At 40.6% G+C, this 18,966-nt stretch carries 19 protein-coding genes; 4 read left to right on the top strand and 15 right to left on the bottom strand.

Features of this window, described 5'->3' with window-relative positions; all coding sequences use genetic code 11:
- Positions 1-350: 350 nt before the first annotated feature.
- The 9 genes from BLO53_RS03465 to BLO53_RS03425 form a co-directional block, all read right to left on the bottom strand.
- A complete protein-coding gene (locus BLO53_RS03465; protein WP_092059121.1) occupies positions 351-977 on the bottom strand; it encodes a flavodoxin family protein in 627 nt (208 codons plus the stop codon).
- Positions 978-995: 18 nt separating this feature from the next.
- A complete protein-coding gene (locus tag BLO53_RS03460) occupies positions 996-1,946 on the bottom strand; it encodes a hypothetical protein (protein ID WP_092059120.1) in 951 nt (316 codons plus the stop codon).
- The gene (locus BLO53_RS03455) at positions 1,915-2,217 is read right to left on the bottom strand and encodes a hypothetical protein (protein WP_092059119.1); all 303 of its coding nucleotides are present in this window, start codon (positions 2,215-2,217) and stop codon (positions 1,915-1,917) included. The genes BLO53_RS03460 and BLO53_RS03455 overlap by 32 nt, the downstream gene beginning before the upstream one ends.
- Complete coding sequence (locus BLO53_RS03450; RefSeq protein ID WP_242875287.1) at positions 2,207-2,779, bottom strand: hypothetical protein; 573 nt, start codon at positions 2,777-2,779, stop codon at positions 2,207-2,209. The genes BLO53_RS03455 and BLO53_RS03450 overlap by 11 nt, the downstream gene beginning before the upstream one ends.
- Positions 2,764-3,324, bottom strand: a complete 561-nt coding sequence (locus BLO53_RS03445; RefSeq protein ID WP_092059117.1) for a GNAT family N-acetyltransferase — start codon at positions 3,322-3,324, stop codon at positions 2,764-2,766. Before BLO53_RS03445 ends, BLO53_RS03450 begins: the two co-directional genes overlap by 16 nt.
- A 75-nt stretch (positions 3,325-3,399) precedes the next feature.
- Positions 3,400-3,684: a hypothetical protein gene (locus BLO53_RS03440; protein WP_092059116.1), complete on the bottom strand. Its 285-nt coding sequence runs from the start codon at positions 3,682-3,684 to the stop codon at positions 3,400-3,402.
- Positions 3,685-3,872: 188 nt separating this feature from the next.
- Positions 3,873-4,640 (bottom strand): alpha/beta fold hydrolase, encoded by a 768-nt coding sequence (locus BLO53_RS03435; RefSeq protein WP_242875286.1) that lies wholly within the window; start codon positions 4,638-4,640, stop codon positions 3,873-3,875.
- 242 nt (positions 4,641-4,882) lie between these two features.
- Entirely contained in the window at positions 4,883-5,779 is an 897-nt protein-coding gene (locus BLO53_RS03430; protein ID WP_092059115.1) for a DUF4299 family protein, read from the bottom strand.
- Positions 5,780-6,201: 422 nt separating this feature from the next.
- Positions 6,202-7,173, bottom strand: a complete 972-nt coding sequence (locus tag BLO53_RS03425; RefSeq protein WP_176757147.1) for a pectinesterase family protein — start codon at positions 7,171-7,173, stop codon at positions 6,202-6,204.
- A 196-nt stretch (positions 7,174-7,369) separates the two neighbouring features.
- Between BLO53_RS03425 and BLO53_RS03420 the strand changes: the two genes are divergently transcribed.
- From BLO53_RS03420 to BLO53_RS03410, 3 genes are all read left to right on the top strand, one after another.
- A complete protein-coding gene (locus BLO53_RS03420) occupies positions 7,370-7,930 on the top strand; it encodes an RNA polymerase sigma factor (RefSeq protein ID WP_092059131.1) in 561 nt (186 codons plus the stop codon).
- Positions 7,927-9,387 (top strand): serpin family protein, encoded by a 1,461-nt coding sequence (locus BLO53_RS03415; protein ID WP_092059113.1) that lies wholly within the window; start codon positions 7,927-7,929, stop codon positions 9,385-9,387. The genes BLO53_RS03420 and BLO53_RS03415 overlap by 4 nt, the downstream gene beginning before the upstream one ends.
- A 131-nt stretch (positions 9,388-9,518) precedes the next feature.
- Positions 9,519-11,282, top strand: coding sequence for a flavocytochrome c (locus BLO53_RS03410; RefSeq protein WP_176757146.1), 1,764 nt, complete (start codon positions 9,519-9,521; stop codon positions 11,280-11,282).
- A 60-nt stretch (positions 11,283-11,342) separates the two neighbouring features.
- On the opposite strand, the gene BLO53_RS03405 is transcribed toward BLO53_RS03410, so the two are convergent.
- The 5 genes from BLO53_RS03405 to BLO53_RS03385 are packed head-to-tail and all read right to left on the bottom strand — an operon-like array spanning position 11,343 to position 15,768.
- Positions 11,343-11,873, bottom strand: a complete 531-nt coding sequence (locus BLO53_RS03405; RefSeq protein WP_092059111.1) for an FmdE family protein — start codon at positions 11,871-11,873, stop codon at positions 11,343-11,345.
- A gap of 37 nt (positions 11,874-11,910) precedes the next feature.
- Entirely contained in the window at positions 11,911-12,663 is a 753-nt protein-coding gene (locus tag BLO53_RS03400) for an ABC transporter ATP-binding protein (protein ID WP_092059110.1), read from the bottom strand.
- A complete protein-coding gene (locus BLO53_RS03395) occupies positions 12,660-13,733 on the bottom strand; it encodes a FecCD family ABC transporter permease (protein WP_242875285.1) in 1,074 nt (357 codons plus the stop codon). Before BLO53_RS03395 ends, BLO53_RS03400 begins: the two co-directional genes overlap by 4 nt.
- Before the next feature lie 2 nt (positions 13,734-13,735).
- On the bottom strand, positions 13,736-14,917 hold the full coding sequence (locus tag BLO53_RS03390; RefSeq protein WP_176757145.1) for an ABC transporter substrate-binding protein: 1,182 nt from the start codon (positions 14,915-14,917) through the stop codon (positions 13,736-13,738).
- Positions 14,918-14,964: 47 nt separating this feature from the next.
- Positions 14,965-15,768 carry a methyltransferase domain-containing protein gene (locus BLO53_RS03385; RefSeq protein ID WP_092059108.1) on the bottom strand — a complete coding sequence of 268 codons (804 nt, stop codon included), beginning with the start codon at positions 15,766-15,768 and terminating at the stop codon, positions 14,965-14,967.
- A 255-nt stretch (positions 15,769-16,023) separates the two neighbouring features.
- Here BLO53_RS03385 and trxA point away from each other — a divergent pair, with 255 nt between their 5' ends.
- The gene (gene trxA / locus BLO53_RS03380; RefSeq protein WP_092059107.1) at positions 16,024-16,341 is read left to right on the top strand and encodes a thioredoxin; all 318 of its coding nucleotides are present in this window, start codon (positions 16,024-16,026) and stop codon (positions 16,339-16,341) included.
- A 55-nt stretch (positions 16,342-16,396) separates the two neighbouring features.
- Here the strand turns inward: trxA and BLO53_RS03375 are convergent, their stop codons facing one another.
- A complete protein-coding gene (locus tag BLO53_RS03375; protein WP_092059106.1) occupies positions 16,397-18,820 on the bottom strand; it encodes a ribonucleoside triphosphate reductase in 2,424 nt (807 codons plus the stop codon).
- Positions 18,821-18,966 lie beyond the last annotated feature (146 nt).

Raw genomic sequence — 18,966 nt, 5'->3', positions numbered from 1 at the left:
CTTTTTGTTCTGTCCGTTATTTACTAATTTTGTTCTGAATAAATTCTCTATCGAGCGGTCTTGCGAATTACTTCGTAATTCCCAAGCTTTTGCTTTCGCAAAATAAAAGCTGAAATAATCAATTCTCTGCAAGCAAGCTTGCTCGACTTGCTTATTTCATCTTTTGCCCTGCTCAATACTTTTTGGAATCTTTTCAGGGTTGCATTACTGTTTATTTGTCAAGGTACAGGAGCTTAGAATCCGCTCCATTGCTGCATTTGCGTCGCTTCGTGTCCGCAGCAGCAACGTATATAAATATATCACTGGCCTATATTAGTGTCAACAACTTTTTTAACATTTTTTTCTTGACGTTATTTGCCATCCGGAAAACTTGTAAATGCGCCCCTTTCAACTATAGGAAGGCCATACTTCTCTTTTGCATCTGCGAATGCCTTGATCATAAATGACATGTTTCTGGCAAGGTTTCTCATGGTCTGAAGTCCCTCAAGATCCTTCTTAACATCCTCAGCAGTGAATCCATGTACCTGATTCCAATATGTGCTGGAAGCCACAGGCATTCCGCTTATTGTGAAATACTTATTCAATACGTCAAAGCTAGCTGTGTTACCACCTCTTCTGGCGCTAACCACAGCCGCTCCAACCTTCATATGCTTGGAGAATGAAGTGCTGTAAAAAAGTCTGTCCATAAAAGATAGTATGGTGCCATTAGGTGAGCCGTAGTAAACAGGGCTTCCCACAACAAGTCCATCTGCCTCTTCAAACTTAGCAGCCACCTCGTTGACCAGATCATTAACTACACATTTCCCATTGTTCTCACAGTAGCCACAGGAAACACATCCTCTGATATCCTTATTACCAACATGGATGATCTCTGTCTCTATTCCTTCTTCATTAAACACCTTAACCATCTCATCAAGTGCAGCTTTCGTGCATCCATTTGTCTTTGGACTTCCATTTAATAAAATAACCTTTGCCATAGTGTTATCGCTCCTCTCCTACCTTATACCTGCCAAAATCAAGGTTCCTATTCCTATAATTATAAATCCGCCGAACATACTCAGCAGATTTGCTACTATTCCATAGCCAAAGCTCTTCAAGAAATTACCATAGCCATCTTTGCACCTGAGCACAAAACCGTAGAATAATCCTTCACCAACCCATATTATAATTTCCATGATAGCTAATGCCAGCAGCATTGCCATTCCTAATCGTATGGGTTTAAAATACATCAACCTGTTTAGAAAGAATTGTGTTACACCGTTTGCTATTATAAACGCCAGTATATTACCTTTAGTCAACGGATATTTAAACATAAACACCAGAACCAGGCCTTCAATGATATAAGTAAACATCACATTTCTAATAGTGCTTAAAATCCGATTGCGTAGCTGAGTTGTAGTATCTTCTAACAGTTCTCCAGTAGAATAATCCATCGTAGCATAGCAATGGTACTCAACAGCGTCACATGGCTCACTTATAGTTACATTTCCGTACTTGTCTATTACGACCGCCCTGAAATAAGATGGTGCCCAGTAATCAAAGCTATATTTTTGTCGTTCATTAGACTTAAGACTGTTCATCCATGTGTCTGGATAATCAAAAAAATACCAGCCATCATAATAAAAATTTTCCAGATATTCCTCAATTTCTTCCTGATTGCTGTAATTCACCGTAAGCGGCGAGTTTGTCAAACCTTCCAGATTGTCCTCTCTACTAGTATACTGCAATAGCCCGACATAATATTCGCCTTCCGGCGGATTAATTATTGTAAGGTCAACAGAGGGCTTGTCTCCCATATCAGCATAGGCTGTTACACTAAATGAGTGCATCAGCAATAAAGGCAAAAGAAAAATCAGCAACTTGATCAGCTTTTTTGTAGTTTTCATTTTCTTGTATATGTCCAATCTTTTCCTCTTAGTCCCAATCATACTTAAAATCATAGCCATCTTCTGGTTCCCCTATCTCATATCCAAGAACTTTGGTGAGCTTCTCTTTAAGATCCTGATACCACTCTTCCCAGATATCTTGTGGCATTTCACCCGCAAGCTGTATCCCGCTTGGTTCGGCTGATGCCCAAAGATCCACGCTTTCGCCTTTCCAACTGGGGCCATTATCATTTCCTGCCCAGTATGGCATAGATTCATAAACTTTACCAATATTTTCCCAAACATGGTCTGGAGCTGTATAATGAATGTTAAGATTTACATCAATATTCATTTTTACCTTTCCTCTTATCAACATAGATCAGGTCATGATTTACGACCCTTATATATACTATGAAATCTCCTTCTGCTACTCTCGGACGCAGTCCATTCACAAAAGCAATACCATGCTCTCCTAGCTCTGTAGTACAATGATATGCACAGTAATTCCCACTTCTTGAATATGTCTGAACCACGTTTTCGCAAGTTCCACGTATTCCCTTATAGCCACTCCTATATCTGGCTTTCCATATAGATACTATCCCATAAATGCAATATATCATTATACATACAAATACGGTAATTACTATCACATCCCTTAACAATGCAGCAGGATCATAAGAATCATTTCCATATGGCATCACAAATATAAGAAATGATGCTGAAAACATGAAGGCGAGCAAATAGCCAAAGAATAGTTTTCTACAGTCCTTTTTAAACTCATCAGCCACATCTGAAATATCCATATCCTTACCATCAAGAAGTGTCAAAGTTTCTAGTCTTCTTGAATATATCACATCATTTTCATCTTTATTTCGAAATTCCCTTCTAAAATTCATAGCTATTTTGTATTCCACTCTTTTTTCAAAATGGCATACTGGTAGGTGTTTTCGTAAAGCGGAGTTCCATCAAGATTCTTAACAAAGCTGATGAACTCCTTGAAAAGGCCTTCCTGTCTCATTCCAAGTTTCTCGCAAAGACGCTGACTCGCCTTGTTGTAATCCTCAGTATAGGCATATATGCGCCTTGCTCCTTTATCCCTGAAAAGATAATCAAAGAAAGCATGTGCTGCCTCGTAGGCATATCCTTTACCTTGATAATTATTATTCAGCATCCAGCATGGGCTAAAGGTATCCATCTTTGGATCAGCACCATGCTCATCTGCAGGTTCTGGATAAGCCTCAATCTCGCCAATTACTTTTCCGGAATCCTTAAGTACTATCGCAAAATAGTACTCTATTTCCGCAGATCTTCTTAAAACCTCTTCTTTTGCCTCCTCCATAGAGTGAAGTTTCATATTTGAAAAACAATTTACAGCCGGTTCATTTAAATATTCAAATACATCCTTTTCGTCACCATCCTTAAATGGGCGAAGTATCAATCTTTCTGTTTCAATTATCATTTAACTATTCTTCACCTCCCGAGAATTTGAATTAACAATTTTCGCTCCTCTCCTACTCTATATACCTACAAAAGCTCAGATTGCAATCTTCCAGGAAACCTTATCTAGATCGAAGTATAGCCGCACAGTCCTATACATATCAAGTATCAGTACTCTGCATTCGAATACTCTGTCCTTACTGCATACATAGACCCCATCCGGAGTTCTATAGGTCTCCTTACTATATAACTGCCGATATCCCTTTATAGTATAGGCCTCATAAACCCCATCCTCGTTTAGCAACCTGAAACGCAGAGGTATCACGCTTCCATCCGCCTTGTGCTCACATATCACATCTACATTATCTATAATCCTGCTCATATCCAAGAACCTACTTATCACAAAACTCACAAACATACGTTCGATGTAATTATATTATACGAACTCATGTTCTGTTTTGCAAGCCCTAGATATTGTGCTCCTAAGCAAAAAGCAATACCATACCATCAATTGTTTGCCCTTAGTCCCAATCATACTTAAAATCATAGCCATTTTCTGGCATTTCTATCTCATACCGGCTCCTGCATGAATTCATCAATAGCCTTTATAACAGGCGCTGAATACCTCTCCTCTCCAAAAAGCCACTGCTCATGCTGCATATTAAACTCCCTAATCTCTGGATCCCTAAAATACTTTTTATAGCGTTTTAAATACTTTTCACCCATTTTATTGGCATATATAAAATGAACTTTTGTATGTTCCACATAGATGTCATCCTTAAGATGTGTAAGAAGATCTGTGTAATACTCATTCTTGATTGATTCAGGACTAAACTTTGCAAAACACTCCATGAATTTATCAGCAGTTTCATCATTCATCAAAAAGAAGCTTTTGAGCTTTTCTCTAGTCTTATTCCGTTTCTTCTCACTTCCCGTAAAGCTTGTAAGTAACGGAACTACAAGCTTTGATTGAAGCCATGCAGCTAGTTTTCCACTTTGATCCAGATCAGGGCTACCAAAAATTCCATGATCAAGATGTACATTCTCCCTCTGTATAAGTTGGCCAACAAAGCTGGAACCGAGGGATGAACCAATTGCTCCATCTATCCTCCCCGCATAGTTTTCCAGAATATATTTCTCTATTTTCTCTGTAATAGTTATCATATCCGGGAAAATGTCTTTTCCTCCATCAAAGCCATCATAATTGACACAGATCAGATGATAATTCTCTGACAACCTGTCTATCACCGTTCCAAAATTTGTCTGCCAGTCACAGCATGTTCCGGGAATCAACATTAAAGTCTTCCCACTCATATTTCCCATTTCTTCAAATGTCATCGCTTAAACTCTCCTCAATTCATCACGAAACTCATATAAGTATGTTAGCACTCTTTGTTAGACAATGCTAACCATTTGCAGAATAATGCGGATTGACAGCTTTTTTATTATGTATCTGAAACGTCGCAGTTATATAGCACATCCTTATGAGAAAACAGGAAAAGAGCTTCACCATACGGCAGAGCTGTGGCTTAGGATAGGATAGCATGTCATGTGATAAATTGTGCCTCGGACTTTGTCTATTAAAATGTTGTTACAGGATCTGGATAATTCTTGGCAACAATCTGGTCAATGCGTTCCTCGGTCATGTCACGCAAGATCACATGCTCAGCATCATACCTGGACAACGAGTCAAGATCAACCTCTTTTTTGAAGTCATCAAAAGAGATTCTGGCTACGATAGCATCTTTCTCAAGTGAACATAAAGATACCGTGAAAAAATCACATTTAAGATCTTCTCCCGTATCGGGATTTTTGAAAAATATAGGCTCGCAGGCCTTCAGCGGGAAAACCGCGTCTGCGGTTGCGGTAACGGCGTAATTACCAAAGAATGTACTCTGTCCGATTCTGTATATTCTCGGAACCGCATAGTACAAATCCTGGGCCTGAGTGTTATGTAAGAGCATAGCATAACCTTCAAGATCACCCCTATCGGCAAATTCTGCAATAGCGTTGCACTCAAGAACCACGGGATTTATTGCACCCAGAATGATCGTTTTTCCAAATTCATTGGCCCTTTCCTTCTGCTCTGAAAGATATTTCATATTGTATTCGCAGGTCTTTGCCTCGCAATCATCTAAATCGCTCAGCCTGTAGTTTGAACCATCCTGCGTAAATTCTTTTGCTCCCCAGAGGGTCATGATATTTTTAATGCACTCATAAAACAGATGAATGTCGTAATTGGTGGACAGAAAGTTTAGCCTTAATGAAATTTCGTTTCTGTCGTCCCCTGTCCAAACAAATTCGAAGCCTCTTCCGATATGTCTTTTGTCATAAATGATATTGGTACCCTGTATAAGCCCGTCCTCAAGCCTGAAATACTCATCAGCATGTCCGTAGGGATTGCTGCCTGCCACATCGGCTATGGTCAGTGGCTTTTTAATAAATTTCTTATTGCGAATAGTTACATCAACACCCATTGTGCGTGGTTCCTTTCATTAACGTTTTATTCCAAAACATGTGTTTCTCAACGTATCATACCTGTTTTGTCTGCTACATCCAATATTTTATTTTTTTCGGCAGACATTTTGTTCCTAGCATGTCTGCTTTATTTGAAGAATGTCACAAAGCGGCCGACATACTGACCTATAATTGTCTACCGCAATCGAAATAATCTAAAATTACAGCAGACAAACTACACTAAAAATGTCTGCCATAATCAGAAACATCTCATATCACAGCAGACAACTCACCCAAAATCCGTCTGCCGCAATCGCTAACATCTCATATCACGGCAGGCATATTTCCTGTTTTTACAGAAAACAGCAGGTATAAGGCTAGAAGATAATGCCGATCTCAAGAAAAAAACACCTCCCTGATATGCGTTCTGCTCTGAGTGGCCTTAAATATCCCTAACCCAGGAATTCTTCCTGTCCAAAGAAATAGGTTGTCCATCCTCAAGGGAAACACTGCCCCTTTCTCCATAGTAGGTATCTGGCTGATCCTTATCTATGGCTCCCCATCCGGAAAATCTCTCGGGAGCAATGGATTTATCCATCTTGCAGTCAATAAATACGGTTCTAGCCTCGTCGCGCCATGGGCGTCCCAGAAATACGGAGCCTTTTTCGCACCCTTCCTCGCCCTTGATGATGCAATTTCTGAATATAAAGCCCTGATTGTCTTTGCTGCCGCAGGCAGCTGTAATATAGCCGTTTACAAAGCGTTTCTCTGAGTCTTTTCCACTTTCAACATCAGTTCCACCGCATTCCATCACATTACGCTTTCTGTTATTACACTGAATAAGGCAATCCTCAAATTCAGCGTCTGCGCCGCCAAAAATAAAGTCCACATCACCGTAGATTTCACAGTTCTTATAGTACTGTTTTGTAAGTTTTCTCGCGTTCAGCTTTCTAGGCCCCATAAAGCCATTCTTTTGCCTCTCAGTAAGAGGAAGTGGAGCACAGAAAAGAGTGTCCTGATGGCCGGTCATCTTCACATTCTCAAAGTGACATTCATCAGCATCTGCATACACTGCTATGGCCTGGCCGCGAAGCGATCCATCTCCTGCAGTATTGGCTATTGTCATATTGCTGACCGACACCTTTTTTCCGCCAAAAAAGGCAGTATATGACCTGAATGTTCCTCTTTTTGAGCCATCTTCCATTGTATCGAAAGCTCCGTCATCATATTCAATTATGGTCTTATCAATTCCCTCTCCGGTAAAAGAGATATCTCTTTTTTCACAGAATATCTTTTCCCTGAAAATTCCACTTCCAATATGGATCACAGCACTCTCTTCATATGGAACAGCCTGTATCGCCTCTGTTATGGTGGAATAATCACCATTTTCTTTTTCTACAGTTATCTCAAACATTTCAATTCTCCCTAAACAATCATTACTCAAAGCATCTTGCCTTGCTCTATTCATTATATCCTAAATATTTGAAGATTAACGGGCTTTTCTTTTTTCTAATATTTTTACCAATATTTATGACTTCATGTGTAACCATGCTATGATTAATATCGCTATATAGAGTGAAGGCCTAAAAAATATGGAAGGAGCACTCCTTATGGATGACTCACAAATTGTAGAGCTCTACCTTGATCGCAATGAATCTGCTATAGCAGAAACAGCGGAGAAATATGGAACAAAATTAAAAAAGATAGCAAAAAACGTGCTTTCAGACCCTGAAACTGTAGATGAATGTGAAAACGATGCCTACCTCAAGACCTGGAATCTGATTCCACCAAATGAGCCAAGGACCTACTTATTTGCATTTGTCGGAAGGATCATTCGTCATCTGGCTATAGACAGACTGCGCCACGAGAGCAGGCAGAAAAGAACCGCACTTTTCTGTGAACTCACAGATGAAATGCTGGAATGTATTGCAGGATCAAGTGATGTTGAACATGAAAATGAAACAAAAGAGCTTACAGAGCTTATAAACAAATTTCTTGATGCCTGTCCAGAAGAACAGCGAAATATTTTTGTCAGCAGATATTGGTATTTTGAATCCATTACTGAAATCTGTGAAAAATACTCTCTTCCGCAGAGCAAGGTTAAGACAACCCTTTTCAGGATGAGGGAAAAACTAAGAAATTACCTATACGAGGGAGGATTTATAGTATGAATGAACATGATTTATTAGATGCTATTGGAGAAATTGATCCAAAGCATATAGGTGCAGCTGACAAGATTCCTTCAAAAAAGAGAAGGAAACTAGCCCATTTTCAGCGCTACTACCTGGCAGCTGCAGGTCTTTTTCTCTTTATAATAGCAGGAGTTATTATTAGAAACGGACTTATTACCAGGCAGCAAACACCAGAAAATGATGGCTCAAATACTGAGGAAATGGCCGTAGAATCTGCACCTGTAGAAACAGAAGAAAGTGAAGTAAAGGTAGTGACAGAAGGATCAGACAAGCTTCAAACAACAGAAGCATATAATGAAGGGAATTACGCGGACATGGATTTTGACAGTTCACTTATAAAGTTTATAGAAGACTCTGGTTATGCAGACCAAAACTTTATGATATCTCCTACGTCTTTTAGAGCAGCTCTGGCCTTGGCTGTTGCCGGTGCAGATAATGAGACTAAAAATGAACTTTTGCATGCCATGGGATTTAATAGCATGGAGGAAGTAACTGCCTGGTACGAAGGGGTTGTATCATCTGAAGAAGACTACGCAAAATGGCTTGAAAATGCCAAGAAAGATTATGAAGAATTTAGCCAGTACTACGGAGATGATTCACAGGCTCCTGAAGGAGCATTTGACCTGGAAAACTCCATTTGGCGCAACACTAGGTCAAGCGGTAAGCTATCCAAAAAATATATCTCATATGTAGAGCAAAACTATGACGCTACAGCAGATAATGTAAGCCCAGACAAGATCACAGACAAGGTCAACGGCTGGATAAATGAAAACACAAACGGCCTCATCCCCTCTATCAGTGACGACTTATCAATGACAGACCTGATTCTCGTAAATACTCTTTACCTGAAAACCTCATGGGCAACAGCCTTTGAAGAATATGCTACTCAGGAAGATGATTTTACCACTATTTCAGGTGCAACTGTAAAAAAAGAGTTCATGAACCAGCAGGATCGATTCAAGTATTATGAGGATGAAAACGGAAAATTTGTTGTTCTCCCTATGAATGGCGGCATAAATGCTGTATTTATCCTTGGTGATGTGGATGATATAACTTCTAAGATTTCAAAAGCATCCTACGAAGAAGTTGCTATAAAGCTTCCTAAATTTGAGACTGAGACATCTTTATCTGATAATCAGCTGATTGATTTTTGTATAGCTCGTGGTGCTATCTCTCCTTTTACAGAAGATGCAGACTTTTCAGTTATGAGTAATGAGATGTCCCTTTATATCACAGATATTATACAAAAGACCAAGATCAAGCTTGACGAAAGTGGAGTAGAAGCTACTGCTGCAACAGTCATAATGATGACAGAAGGATGTGTGGAAATTGAACCTGAGGTAAAAGAGTTTACTGCAGACGAGCCTTTTAAGTATATGATCCTTACAGATAGTGAAACACCAGAACTTCTCTTTTATGGTCAAGTTGTTGAGTAAATATATTATCTTTCTCTAAAAACAGTCCCGAAAGGGACTGTTTTTTCTAGCATAAAGTTCCGATATGTATTATAGTTAATATGTAGATGTATTTTCGTTTGTAGTTTATGTATATAGAAAGGAAAAGCTACATGAATACCCTTACAAAGAGAATCATATCATGTTTCGCTGTAGTAGCACTGCTTCTTATATGTATTTGGGGCAGTACCTATGTTGTTGAGCGAAACGGACATCAGTATGATGGCGCAGCCCAAGGATTTGCAGGTGAAATCAAGGTTTCAGTATTTGTAGAAGGAAATACAATCACTGACATTACATATCAGACAGAGGGTGAAACTCCTTCCATTGGTGGTAGTGCCATCAAAGCGCTTCGCACCAAGATTCTGAAGACTCAGAACGTAAACATTGACGCCATATCCGGAGCCACTTACTCCTCAAAAGGCTTCCTTGAAGCTGTAGGACAAGCCCTTTCACAGGCCGGAATTGTGGCAGATGGAAGTAATAAAGGCAGCGGTGCCTCTGAAGACTATGAAGCTACTGTAGATGTAGTTGTAGTAGGCGGTGGCGGCGCAGGTATGACAGCTGCCATCACTGTAGCTGAAAATGGCAAGAAAGTCATCCTCCTTGAAAAGAGCGATATTCTAGGCGGCAATACTAGCAGAGCCAGCTCAGGAATGAATGCCGCAGAAACACACTATGAAAAAGAGCAGGGTGTAGAGGACTCTGTAGATCTTTTCGTGCAAGATACAATGAAGAGTGGAAAAGAAATAAATGATTCGGAGCTTGTAAGAACTCTTGCCGAGAATACCTCTGCTGCTATAGACTGGCTTGATAAGGAAAATGCTCCTCTTTCCGGCCCTCTTGGAACTATGGGCGGACTTAGTGCAAAGAGAACACATCGTCCTACAGATGCTGAGGGAAATGTAACCTCAGTAGGTAATTTCTTAGTATCTGCACTAGGTGTAAGGCTTGATGAGCTGGGCGTTGAAATAATAACAGGCGCTTCCGTAAATAAGATTATCATGGAAGATGGAAAAGCCTGTGGTGTTATAGCCGTTGGAGAATATGGTGAAACAATAACAATCCATGCAAATGCAGTTGTTGTTGCAACAGGCGGATTTGGCGGAAACATGGACCGTGTCGTAGCTCTTCGCCCTGATCTTGAAGGCTTTATCTCCACAAATGTTGCTACTGCAAGTGGTGATGCTATCGACTTCCTCGGTGAAGTTGGTGCAGACTTTGTAGACATGGAGCAGATCCAGCTTCATCCTACAGTTATACCTACTGATGGGGCTCTTGTTGGAGAAGCTCTTCGTGGTGATGGTGCAATCCTTGTAAATAGAGAAGGTATCAGATTTACAAATGAAACTGGCACAAGAGATGCTGTTTCTGCTGCTGAAGTTGCTCAGACAGGCGGAAATGTATGGCTGATCGCCAACCAGGAAATGTATGAAGGTTCTGCCGTCATCAAAAAACTTGATAAGAGCGGATACCTGGTAAAGGGTGATACTCTAAATGATCTTGCAGCAGCAATGGAATTTGATGCAAACGCCACTACTGCCCTTTTAGATACAGTTAGCAAATGGTCTGGCTATGTAAAAGCTGGCGAAGATCCAGATTTTTCAAGAGATATCGGAACGCCACTTACTGATCTCTCTTCCGGGCCTTATTACGCAGTTAACGTTGGCCCTGGAATACATCACTGTATGGGCGGTGTCAAGATAAATACTGAAGCTCAGGTCATTTCAAAAGATGGAACTCCTATCCCCGGTCTATATGCCTGCGGAGAAGTCACTGGCGGAATCCACGGTGCTAACCGTCTCGGCGGAAATGCCGTTGCCGACATCGTTGTATTTGGAAGAATCGCTGGTGAGAATGCTTCGAACTTTAAATAATTTCCTGATTAAATTATTTAAGGGGTGTCACAATCAAGTGACACCCCTTACTTTTTAGATTTAGACATTAAAACGATCGTATTTTGGCCAGCAGTCCAGGCAGAGTTTTTTGCCTCCCACAAGGCGAAGCCACTTTTCTCCTGTTACTTCACCGCAGCACTCACATTTTGCAGATTCAAAGATTCGAGCTTGCTCTGGAAGTTCTATTGTCGTCTCTTTTACATCAAACATATCTTGTGGTTCACAGTTCTGATAATATTCGAAAGACTCTTCCCTTGTCATCTCTCTTGGTCTTGGTTTTAAGACTAGACGAACAGATTTTCCTGTTTTCCTGTTATAAAAAGAAAAAGCCTGCTTGCCTCTCATATGGAACAAAAGATTGCCCTTTCCTACGCTACATCCAAGCACCACCTGGATTGCATCTACTCCGCAGGCATCATTTTCACTTATACATACTATTTCTTCATCCTCAGAAAAAGAAATGTCCAGTAAGTCTTTTGCATATATTGCCGCCTGATAGCCTATTGTAAGCCCACCACAAACATGTCCATGAAAAGCGGCTGCTTTATCCCAAAGTTCACTTTTGATCATTTTTTTCTCCCGAATTCCTTTAAAAATTTTATATAGATCAACTAACTACAACTACTCTATTGCCATTAATATCTGTTACAGTCGTATCTACGCCGTAAACTTCCATGATTGCCTTCTCAGTAATAGTTGACTTATCTCCGTAGCTGTAAACCTCTCCATTACGTATCAACATAAATCTATCGCAATACTTAAGTGCAAGATTAAGATCATGGATCACCACTACCACAAGAATATTGTTATCGCGTGCGATATCTGATACCACCTTCATAACTTCATGCTGATTGCACAGATCAAGGCTTGCCGTAGGTTCATCCAAAAGCAAAACTCTTGGCTCCTGAGCAAGGGCCCTGGCAAGCGCCACCTTTTGGAGCTCACCACCAGACAATTCATTGACATTTCTAAGAGACAGCTTCTCCAGATGCATTCTGCGTATGGCCGCCTCCACTATCTGATAGTCCTCTTCTGTCGGTGAAAACTTAATATGAGGTTTTCGTCCCAGCAAAACAGTGTCATAAACAGTAAGGACATCGGCGTGTGTATGCTGCTCTACATAAGCCATCCTCCTGGCTATCTCGCTTCTACTAGCCTGTCTGATGTTAAGTCCATCTACTTCTATTACGCCATCTTTTGCGGAAAGAATATGGTTTAAGCACTTTAAAAAGGTGCTTTTCCCTGCACCATTATTCCCTAATAGCGCAAGGCAATGTCCCGCGTTCTCCTTAACAGTAATATTTCTGAGAACCGCATCCATTCCCCTATAGGAAAAGCTTACACATTTAGTATCTATCATCTTTTCCACCTACCTTTGTAAATGATCCACAAGAACATCGGTGCCCCAAGAACAGAAGTTATGGCGCCAATCGGAAGCACTATAGGCGCTATGACCAATCTGGCCGCAGTGTCACTTAAAAGCAAAAGAATCGCACCAGCAAGTCCAGATGCAGGTAAAAGAAATCTATAATCCGTTCCTACAAATTTTCTAACAAGGTGTGGTGCAATAAGGCCCACAAAGTTGATAATACCGACATAAGAAACAATTGTAGAAGCTGTAAAAGAACATACGACCATTCCCATTATCAGTATCTGTCTAGTGTTTACTCCAAGGCCCTTAGCGGTGTTATCGCCTCCCTGCATAGCATTATAATTCCAGCAGTTAAAGACAAAATAGATAGTAGCAAAGATGACAACCGCCGCCATGATAATGATATCTTTGCCAAAAGTACTGCCAAGGTCGCCAAAAGTCCAGTAAACAACTGCTGCAACGCGAACATCATCTGAAAAGTACTCAAGAAGAGTTGTTCCTGCAGAAAAAAGTGAACTAAGCGCAACACCGGACAAAAGGAGTGTTCCAGCCTCCATACTACGAAATCTTGATAAAAGCACAATGAACAGGGTTGATACCATAGAAAAAATAAATGCACAAATTGTGGTCATAGCAGGATTGCTGACGCTAAGTTGAGCTCCCTGACTACTGGCGGACATAAGTCCGCCGCCGAGTACAATTATCGCAAAAGCTGCTCCGAAAGCCGCTCCCTGGGATACACCTATGGTTGATGCTGAAGCCAGCGGGTTATGAAGTATCCCTTGCATAACGCAGCCCACAATTCCTAGCCCAAATCCAGCAATTACAGCTGTTGCTGCCCTGGGGAGCCTGATATTTAAGATTATTATTTTTTCTTTTTGCTCTCCACTTCCTATTAAAGTAGCCAGAACTCTGTCTATAGCTATGTTAGATGAACCTAGTGCTATAGCTGCCAAAAATGCTATCAATGAGAATACAAAAAGTACCAGAAGGATCAATCTCTTTTTACCAATGAAAGCCCTATACTCCTGACTACTTGTCATTTCTTCTTTTCCCATGATCACTCACCAATAGTAATTGGTCCAAAGCCCATATTATTTTCATCAAGTACATCAAGATAATCCATACCAATCATTGTATTGAAGATTTCTTCTGCCTTCTCTTCAAAATTCACATCAGCGAAAGCCTCAGGATAAATAATGCTGCCTGCATAGTAAGAATCAACGATTGCAAGTTCCATATTGCACCAATAATAGTTAAAGTTTACCTGTGAATATACTTTGCCTTCCTTTACAGCTGTAAGACTATCAATAGCCTCAGAATTAGATGCATAGTCTTCATTTACAAGTTCCATGTTACTTGGATTCAGGAAAATGATCTCTGGATCCCATTCAAGGATCTGCTCAATACTAACCTCAAAGCCATCAGTTGCACCGAGTGTATCTGAAAGATTTATTGCATTGATAGCTTCAAGTGGCGCATATCCAGCATATGTTCCGGTAAAGCCATGTCCGCCACTCCAGCTTACTGCTCCAGGATAGACTGTTGGCTTGTTTTCTTCAGGTATATCCTTTGTGCGGTCATTGAGGTCTTTTACCCATCCATCTATCGCTTCAACTACCTTATCTGCATGTTCATTGGTTCCAAGGACATCACCAATAAGAGAAATCGACTGTGTAAGATGTGGGGAATTAAACGCATCTCCATAAATTCCAATTATAGGAAGCCCTGTCTTCTGTGCCAGTTCCTCGATAGCAACTGTATCTGAATCCTGGTAAAAAACCACATCAGGATTCAGCTCAATAAGGGCCTCTGCATAGTCCGCGTTACCGCTTCCGCCAGATGCAACGGCTGTGCAATTTGCAAAATGTTCTTTATTAGCATAAGCAAAAGGCATTCCTGGAGCGCCTTTCAGTTCCATCTCGGTACATCCTGTGATCTTATCCACTCCACCTGCATATACTACAAGACGTGCTGCGCTCCCCAACGCTGCACATGTATTAACCTCATCTGGAATAACTACTTCACGTCCAAATACATCTGTGATAGTACGTGTTCCATCTTCATTTTCTACTACTTGTGAACTGCTAGTCTCTGCTCCACTAACATCAGTTGCTGCCTCTGCAACGGACGCCTCTGCCTGGGCTGTGTCCTGTGGCTTCGCATTTCCACAGCCTGTTGCCACCTGCATTGCAATAACTAATGCCACTGCCAATGATCTTAATTTCTTATTTCTTTTCATACCTACCTCCATATATAGACCTGATAAATCAGGTTACTAGTTCTTTATCATACCTTCCAATACATGTTTACAAGGGTTGTGTCTATGCGCTCATGTATATATCCATCAACTGCAATTGATTCCAGGTACTGTTTTACCTCATTAACTGCCTCATCTGATGGGCTATAATACCCTTTTAGTCGTCCTATGTACCAATTCTGCGCTTCCTGCAATGTTTTCTTTGGAAGCCAGACTTGCTGCGAATACATGACCTCAGGATTAAAGCCAAGCCCCCAAAGGGTATCGAAGGTATATGCGACAGACTCATCTGACCCCATTTTGTCAGCAACACCTGCTATACGCTTTACTTCATCGAACACCTTATCTGTGCGCCGTGCTGGTTTACACAAAAAGCAATACTTTCGGGAAGCCTCACACATTTTTACCAAAGTGGAGTAATCGGCTACTGCCGGTGTTGTATGCGCAAAAACTACATCGTATTTTCTTTTATAAGGTGAAATATCGCACGTATGCCAGTCTTCAACCTTGAGCTCAAGATTCTGTATATTATGTTCTGATGCATATTTATTCCCAAGCTCCACCATCCTGGGTGATAGATCAACACCCTCTGCCTTAGCAACTTTTGAAGCAAGTTCTACAGAATATGCTCCTGCCCCGCATCCTACATCCAGAGTGACCATAGATTTTTCTAGCTGTATCTTATCCGCAAGAAAACTAAGAAACGGATCTTCCATAAAATTGTTCTTAGCTTCATATAGATATTCTTCGGCAGTGCTATCCCAGGCTGCAATCTCAGCCTGAAGATTTCCCTTTTTAAGTTTCCATATATTTTTTACATACTCCAGATCCATTTAATTCCTCCCGGACAGTAAAAACAGACTGTGCTTGTGTAAAAAAGCCAGTCTGCCCACGCAGTAATCGAAGTATAGCATTTAAAAATCCAGTCAGTAAGCCCCCTGGGGGGTTATATTTTTCTAAATCTCATATAATATTTTTCGTTTTAATATAATATTTACAATTTAATTGTTGACAATTATTTTAGATTGTGTACAATGTAATTATCAGATACAAAAAATCTTCTTACAAATAATTGGAGGTACTTATTTATGGAGTATAAATTTACACAGGAAAATTTTGATACAGAGGTTTTAAAGAGCGACATCCCTGTTCTTGTTGATTTCTATGCAGACTGGTGCGGTCCTTGCAAGATGATGATGCCAGTTGTTGAGAAAATGGCTGAAAAGTATGATGGAAAGATCAAGGTTGGTAAGATCAATTCTGACGAGGAATCTGCGCTTGCAGCCAAGTACAATATCATGTCAATCCCAAGCTTTTTAATGTTCAAGAACGGTGAGCTTGTAGAAACCCTTACAGGAGCTATGCATGCTGATGTTCTTGCTGGTAAGCTTGATTCTCTTCTTTGATGTTTTAATTAATGAAGCCGGATTTACTGTTTTAGTAAATCCGGCTTCTAAATTTTTATGAAATTCTCTCTCCCAGCCATCCCTTGATATCTGAAACACCGTTGAGCTTTTGGAAGGCATCTTTTGACTGGATTATAAGTGTCGGAGCCTGCATTATATTATATTTTTCTACAAGCTCTGGATTTTCATCCGCATCCAGCTCTTTATATTGAATTCCTGCTTTATCAAGCATCATTCCGGCAATCCTGCAGTTTGGACAGGTCTGTGTTTTAAAGAGCATTACCGCCTCATCCACATTTAAGGCATTTATACTTGCATCTTTATTAGACTTTTTTATCGCAGCTTCTGCAAAGCTGGATCCTGACTGGATCTGCTCTGAATTACTAATTGCTTTTTCATGTTTCAGCACAGAACGTCCAATATCATAAACCTTTCTATCCTTGTATTCCTGGGCTTTTCCATCATTCCAGTTGGCAACTGGTCTGTAATAGCCAGTGATCCTACTATAAACCTCAGTCTTTTCACCGCAGTGAGGACAAACCTTCTGCTCTCCCGAAAGATATCCGTGATTCTTGCATACTGAATATGTTGGAGACATGGTATAGTATGGAAGCTTGTAGTTCTGAGCAATCTTTCTAACAAGATTAGCTGCAGCCTTCCAGTCAGGGAGCTTCTCTCCGAGGAAAGCATGGAATACTGTTCCTGATGTATACAGAGTCTGAAGCTCATCCTGAATATCAAGGGCAGAGAAAATATCCTCTGTATAGCCAACTGGAAGATGCGAAGAATTAGTATAATAAGGGGTTCCATCCATGTTTGCAGTTATAATATCAGGATATTTTTCCTTGTCATGTTTGGCGAATCGATAGGTTGTTGACTCCGCAGGCGTAGCCTCCAGATTATAAAGATCTCCGTACTTCTCCTGATAATCTGAAAGGCGATCTCTCATGTGGATAAGGACATCCTTGGTAAATTCCTGAGTCCTCTTATCAGTCATGTCAGCGCCAATCCACTTGGCATTAAGACCAACTTCGTTCATACCAATAAGTCCTATGGTTGAGAAGTGGTTTGCAAAGGTTCCAAGGTACCTCTTGGTGTATGGGTAAAGTCCCTGATCCAGGAGCTTTGTAATTACTTCTCTCTTGGTCTTAAGGCTTCTGGCTGCTATATCCATTAAATGGTCAAGTTTCTTGTAAAAATCCTCCTCATCCTTGGCAAGATATGCAATTCTAGGCATATTGATGGTAACAACGCCAATTGATCCTGTAGATTCACCTGAACCAAAGAACCCTCCTGACTTCTTCCTAAGTTCTCTAAGGTCCAGACGCAGTCTGCAGCACATGGACCTGACATCACTTGGCTCCATGTCTGAATTGATGTAATTAGAAAAATATGGAGTACCATATTTAGCTGTCATCTCAAATAAAAGTTTATTATTCTCAGTCTCGCTGAAATCAAAATCGTTTGTTATTGAATATGTCGGGATAGGGTACTGGAAGCCGCGTCCGTTGGCATCTCCCTCAATCATTATCTCAATAAATGCCTTGTTGACCATGTCCATTTCGTGCTGACAATCACCATAGGTGAAATCAAGCTCTTTGCCGCCCACAATAGCATTTAGGTTACGCAAGTCATTTGGCACTGTCCAATCCAGAGTGATATTTGAAAATGGAGCCTGTGTTCCCCATCTGCTAGGTGTATTAACACCGTAAACAAATGACTGAATGCACTGCTTGACCTCTGCCTGAGACAAGTTATCCACCTTAACAAAAGGTGCAAGATAGGTATCAAATGATGAGAATGCCTGAGCTCCCGCCCACTCATTCTGCATAATTCCAAGGAAATTAACCATCTGATTGCATAGAGTTGATAAGTGGCAAGCCGGTGCAGATGTGATCTTGCCAGGAACTCCGCCAAGGCCTTCCTGAATGAGCTGTTTAAGACTCCAGCCAGCGCAGTAACCACTTAACATCGCAAGATCATGAATATGAATCGCTGCGCTTCTGTGAGCTGATGCTATTTCTTCGTCATAAACTTCTGAAAGCCAGTAATTAGCTGTAATAGCACCTGAATTAGACAGAATAAGTCCCCCAATAGAATATGTGACTGTAGAGTTTTCTTTTACCCTCCAATCGTTGATCTTAAGGTAATCATTGACAATATCCTTGTAATTTAATAGCGCAGAATTAACGTTACGAACCTTCTCACGCTGCTTACGATAAAGGATATATGCCTTGGCCACATCTGTGTAGCCTGCTTCAGATAAAACCTTCTCAACGCTGTCCTGGATCTCTTCCACTGTGATCTTATCGTTCACTATCTTAGGCTCAAAATCTGAAGCCACCCTAAGTGCAATAAGATCAATAACGCTGGAATGATAATCCTTCTCCAGCGCTACAAATGCCTTTGTAATTGCCGCTGAAATCTTGGAAATGTCGAATTCTGCGATTGTGCCATCGCGTTTAACAACCTGATACATAAGAAACCCCCTAGAGAAAATCAAAGTTACTATGAACAATCTATTAATTCAAAGACTGAAAATAGTAACCGCCATAAGAATATTAACTATGATTAAGATATCATTAATATAATATTTCGTCAATATATAGATATTTCAGATTATAC

The sequence above is a fragment of the Butyrivibrio sp. INlla14 genome (genome assembly GCF_900102515.1).
Classification (GTDB): Bacteria; Bacillota; Clostridia; order Lachnospirales; family Lachnospiraceae; genus Butyrivibrio.
Note: the sequence above shows the minus strand (reverse complement) of the source record. Positions and strands in the feature narration are given on the sequence as shown.

Bases quoted from the DNA above. Each gene is read 5' to 3' on its own strand.
- BLO53_RS03465 (WP_092059121.1), bottom strand. From the start codon at position 977: ATGGCAAAGGTTATTTTATTAAATGGAAGTCCAAAGACAAATGGATGC.
- BLO53_RS03460 (WP_092059120.1), bottom strand. From the start codon at position 1,946: ATGGCTATGATTTTAAGTATGATTGGGACTAAGAGGAAAAGATTGGAC.
- BLO53_RS03455 (WP_092059119.1), bottom strand. From the start codon at position 2,217: ATGAATATTGATGTAAATCTTAACATTCATTATACAGCTCCAGACCAT.
- BLO53_RS03445 (WP_092059117.1), bottom strand. From the start codon at position 3,324: ATGATAATTGAAACAGAAAGATTGATACTTCGCCCATTTAAGGATGGT.
- BLO53_RS03440 (WP_092059116.1), bottom strand. From the start codon at position 3,684: ATGAGCAGGATTATAGATAATGTAGATGTGATATGTGAGCACAAGGCG.
- BLO53_RS03435 (WP_242875286.1), bottom strand. From the start codon at position 4,640: ATGACATTTGAAGAAATGGGAAATATGAGTGGGAAGACTTTAATGTTG.
- BLO53_RS03430 (WP_092059115.1), bottom strand. From the start codon at position 5,779: ATGGGTGTTGATGTAACTATTCGCAATAAGAAATTTATTAAAAAGCCA.
- BLO53_RS03425 (WP_176757147.1), bottom strand. From the start codon at position 7,173: ATGTTTGAGATAACTGTAGAAAAAGAAAATGGTGATTATTCCACCATA.
- BLO53_RS03420 (WP_092059131.1), top strand. From the start codon at position 7,370: ATGGATGACTCACAAATTGTAGAGCTCTACCTTGATCGCAATGAATCT.
- BLO53_RS03415 (WP_092059113.1), top strand. From the start codon at position 7,927: ATGAATGAACATGATTTATTAGATGCTATTGGAGAAATTGATCCAAAG.
- BLO53_RS03410 (WP_176757146.1), top strand. From the start codon at position 9,519: ATGAATACCCTTACAAAGAGAATCATATCATGTTTCGCTGTAGTAGCA.
- BLO53_RS03405 (WP_092059111.1), bottom strand. From the start codon at position 11,873: ATGATCAAAAGTGAACTTTGGGATAAAGCAGCCGCTTTTCATGGACAT.
- BLO53_RS03400 (WP_092059110.1), bottom strand. From the start codon at position 12,663: ATGATAGATACTAAATGTGTAAGCTTTTCCTATAGGGGAATGGATGCG.
- BLO53_RS03395 (WP_242875285.1), bottom strand. From the start codon at position 13,733: ATGGGAAAAGAAGAAATGACAAGTAGTCAGGAGTATAGGGCTTTCATT.
- BLO53_RS03390 (WP_176757145.1), bottom strand. From the start codon at position 14,917: ATGAAAAGAAATAAGAAATTAAGATCATTGGCAGTGGCATTAGTTATT.
- BLO53_RS03385 (WP_092059108.1), bottom strand. From the start codon at position 15,768: ATGGATCTGGAGTATGTAAAAAATATATGGAAACTTAAAAAGGGAAAT.
- trxA (WP_092059107.1), top strand. From the start codon at position 16,024: ATGGAGTATAAATTTACACAGGAAAATTTTGATACAGAGGTTTTAAAG.
- BLO53_RS03375 (WP_092059106.1), bottom strand. From the start codon at position 18,820: ATGTATCAGGTTGTTAAACGCGATGGCACAATCGCAGAATTCGACATT.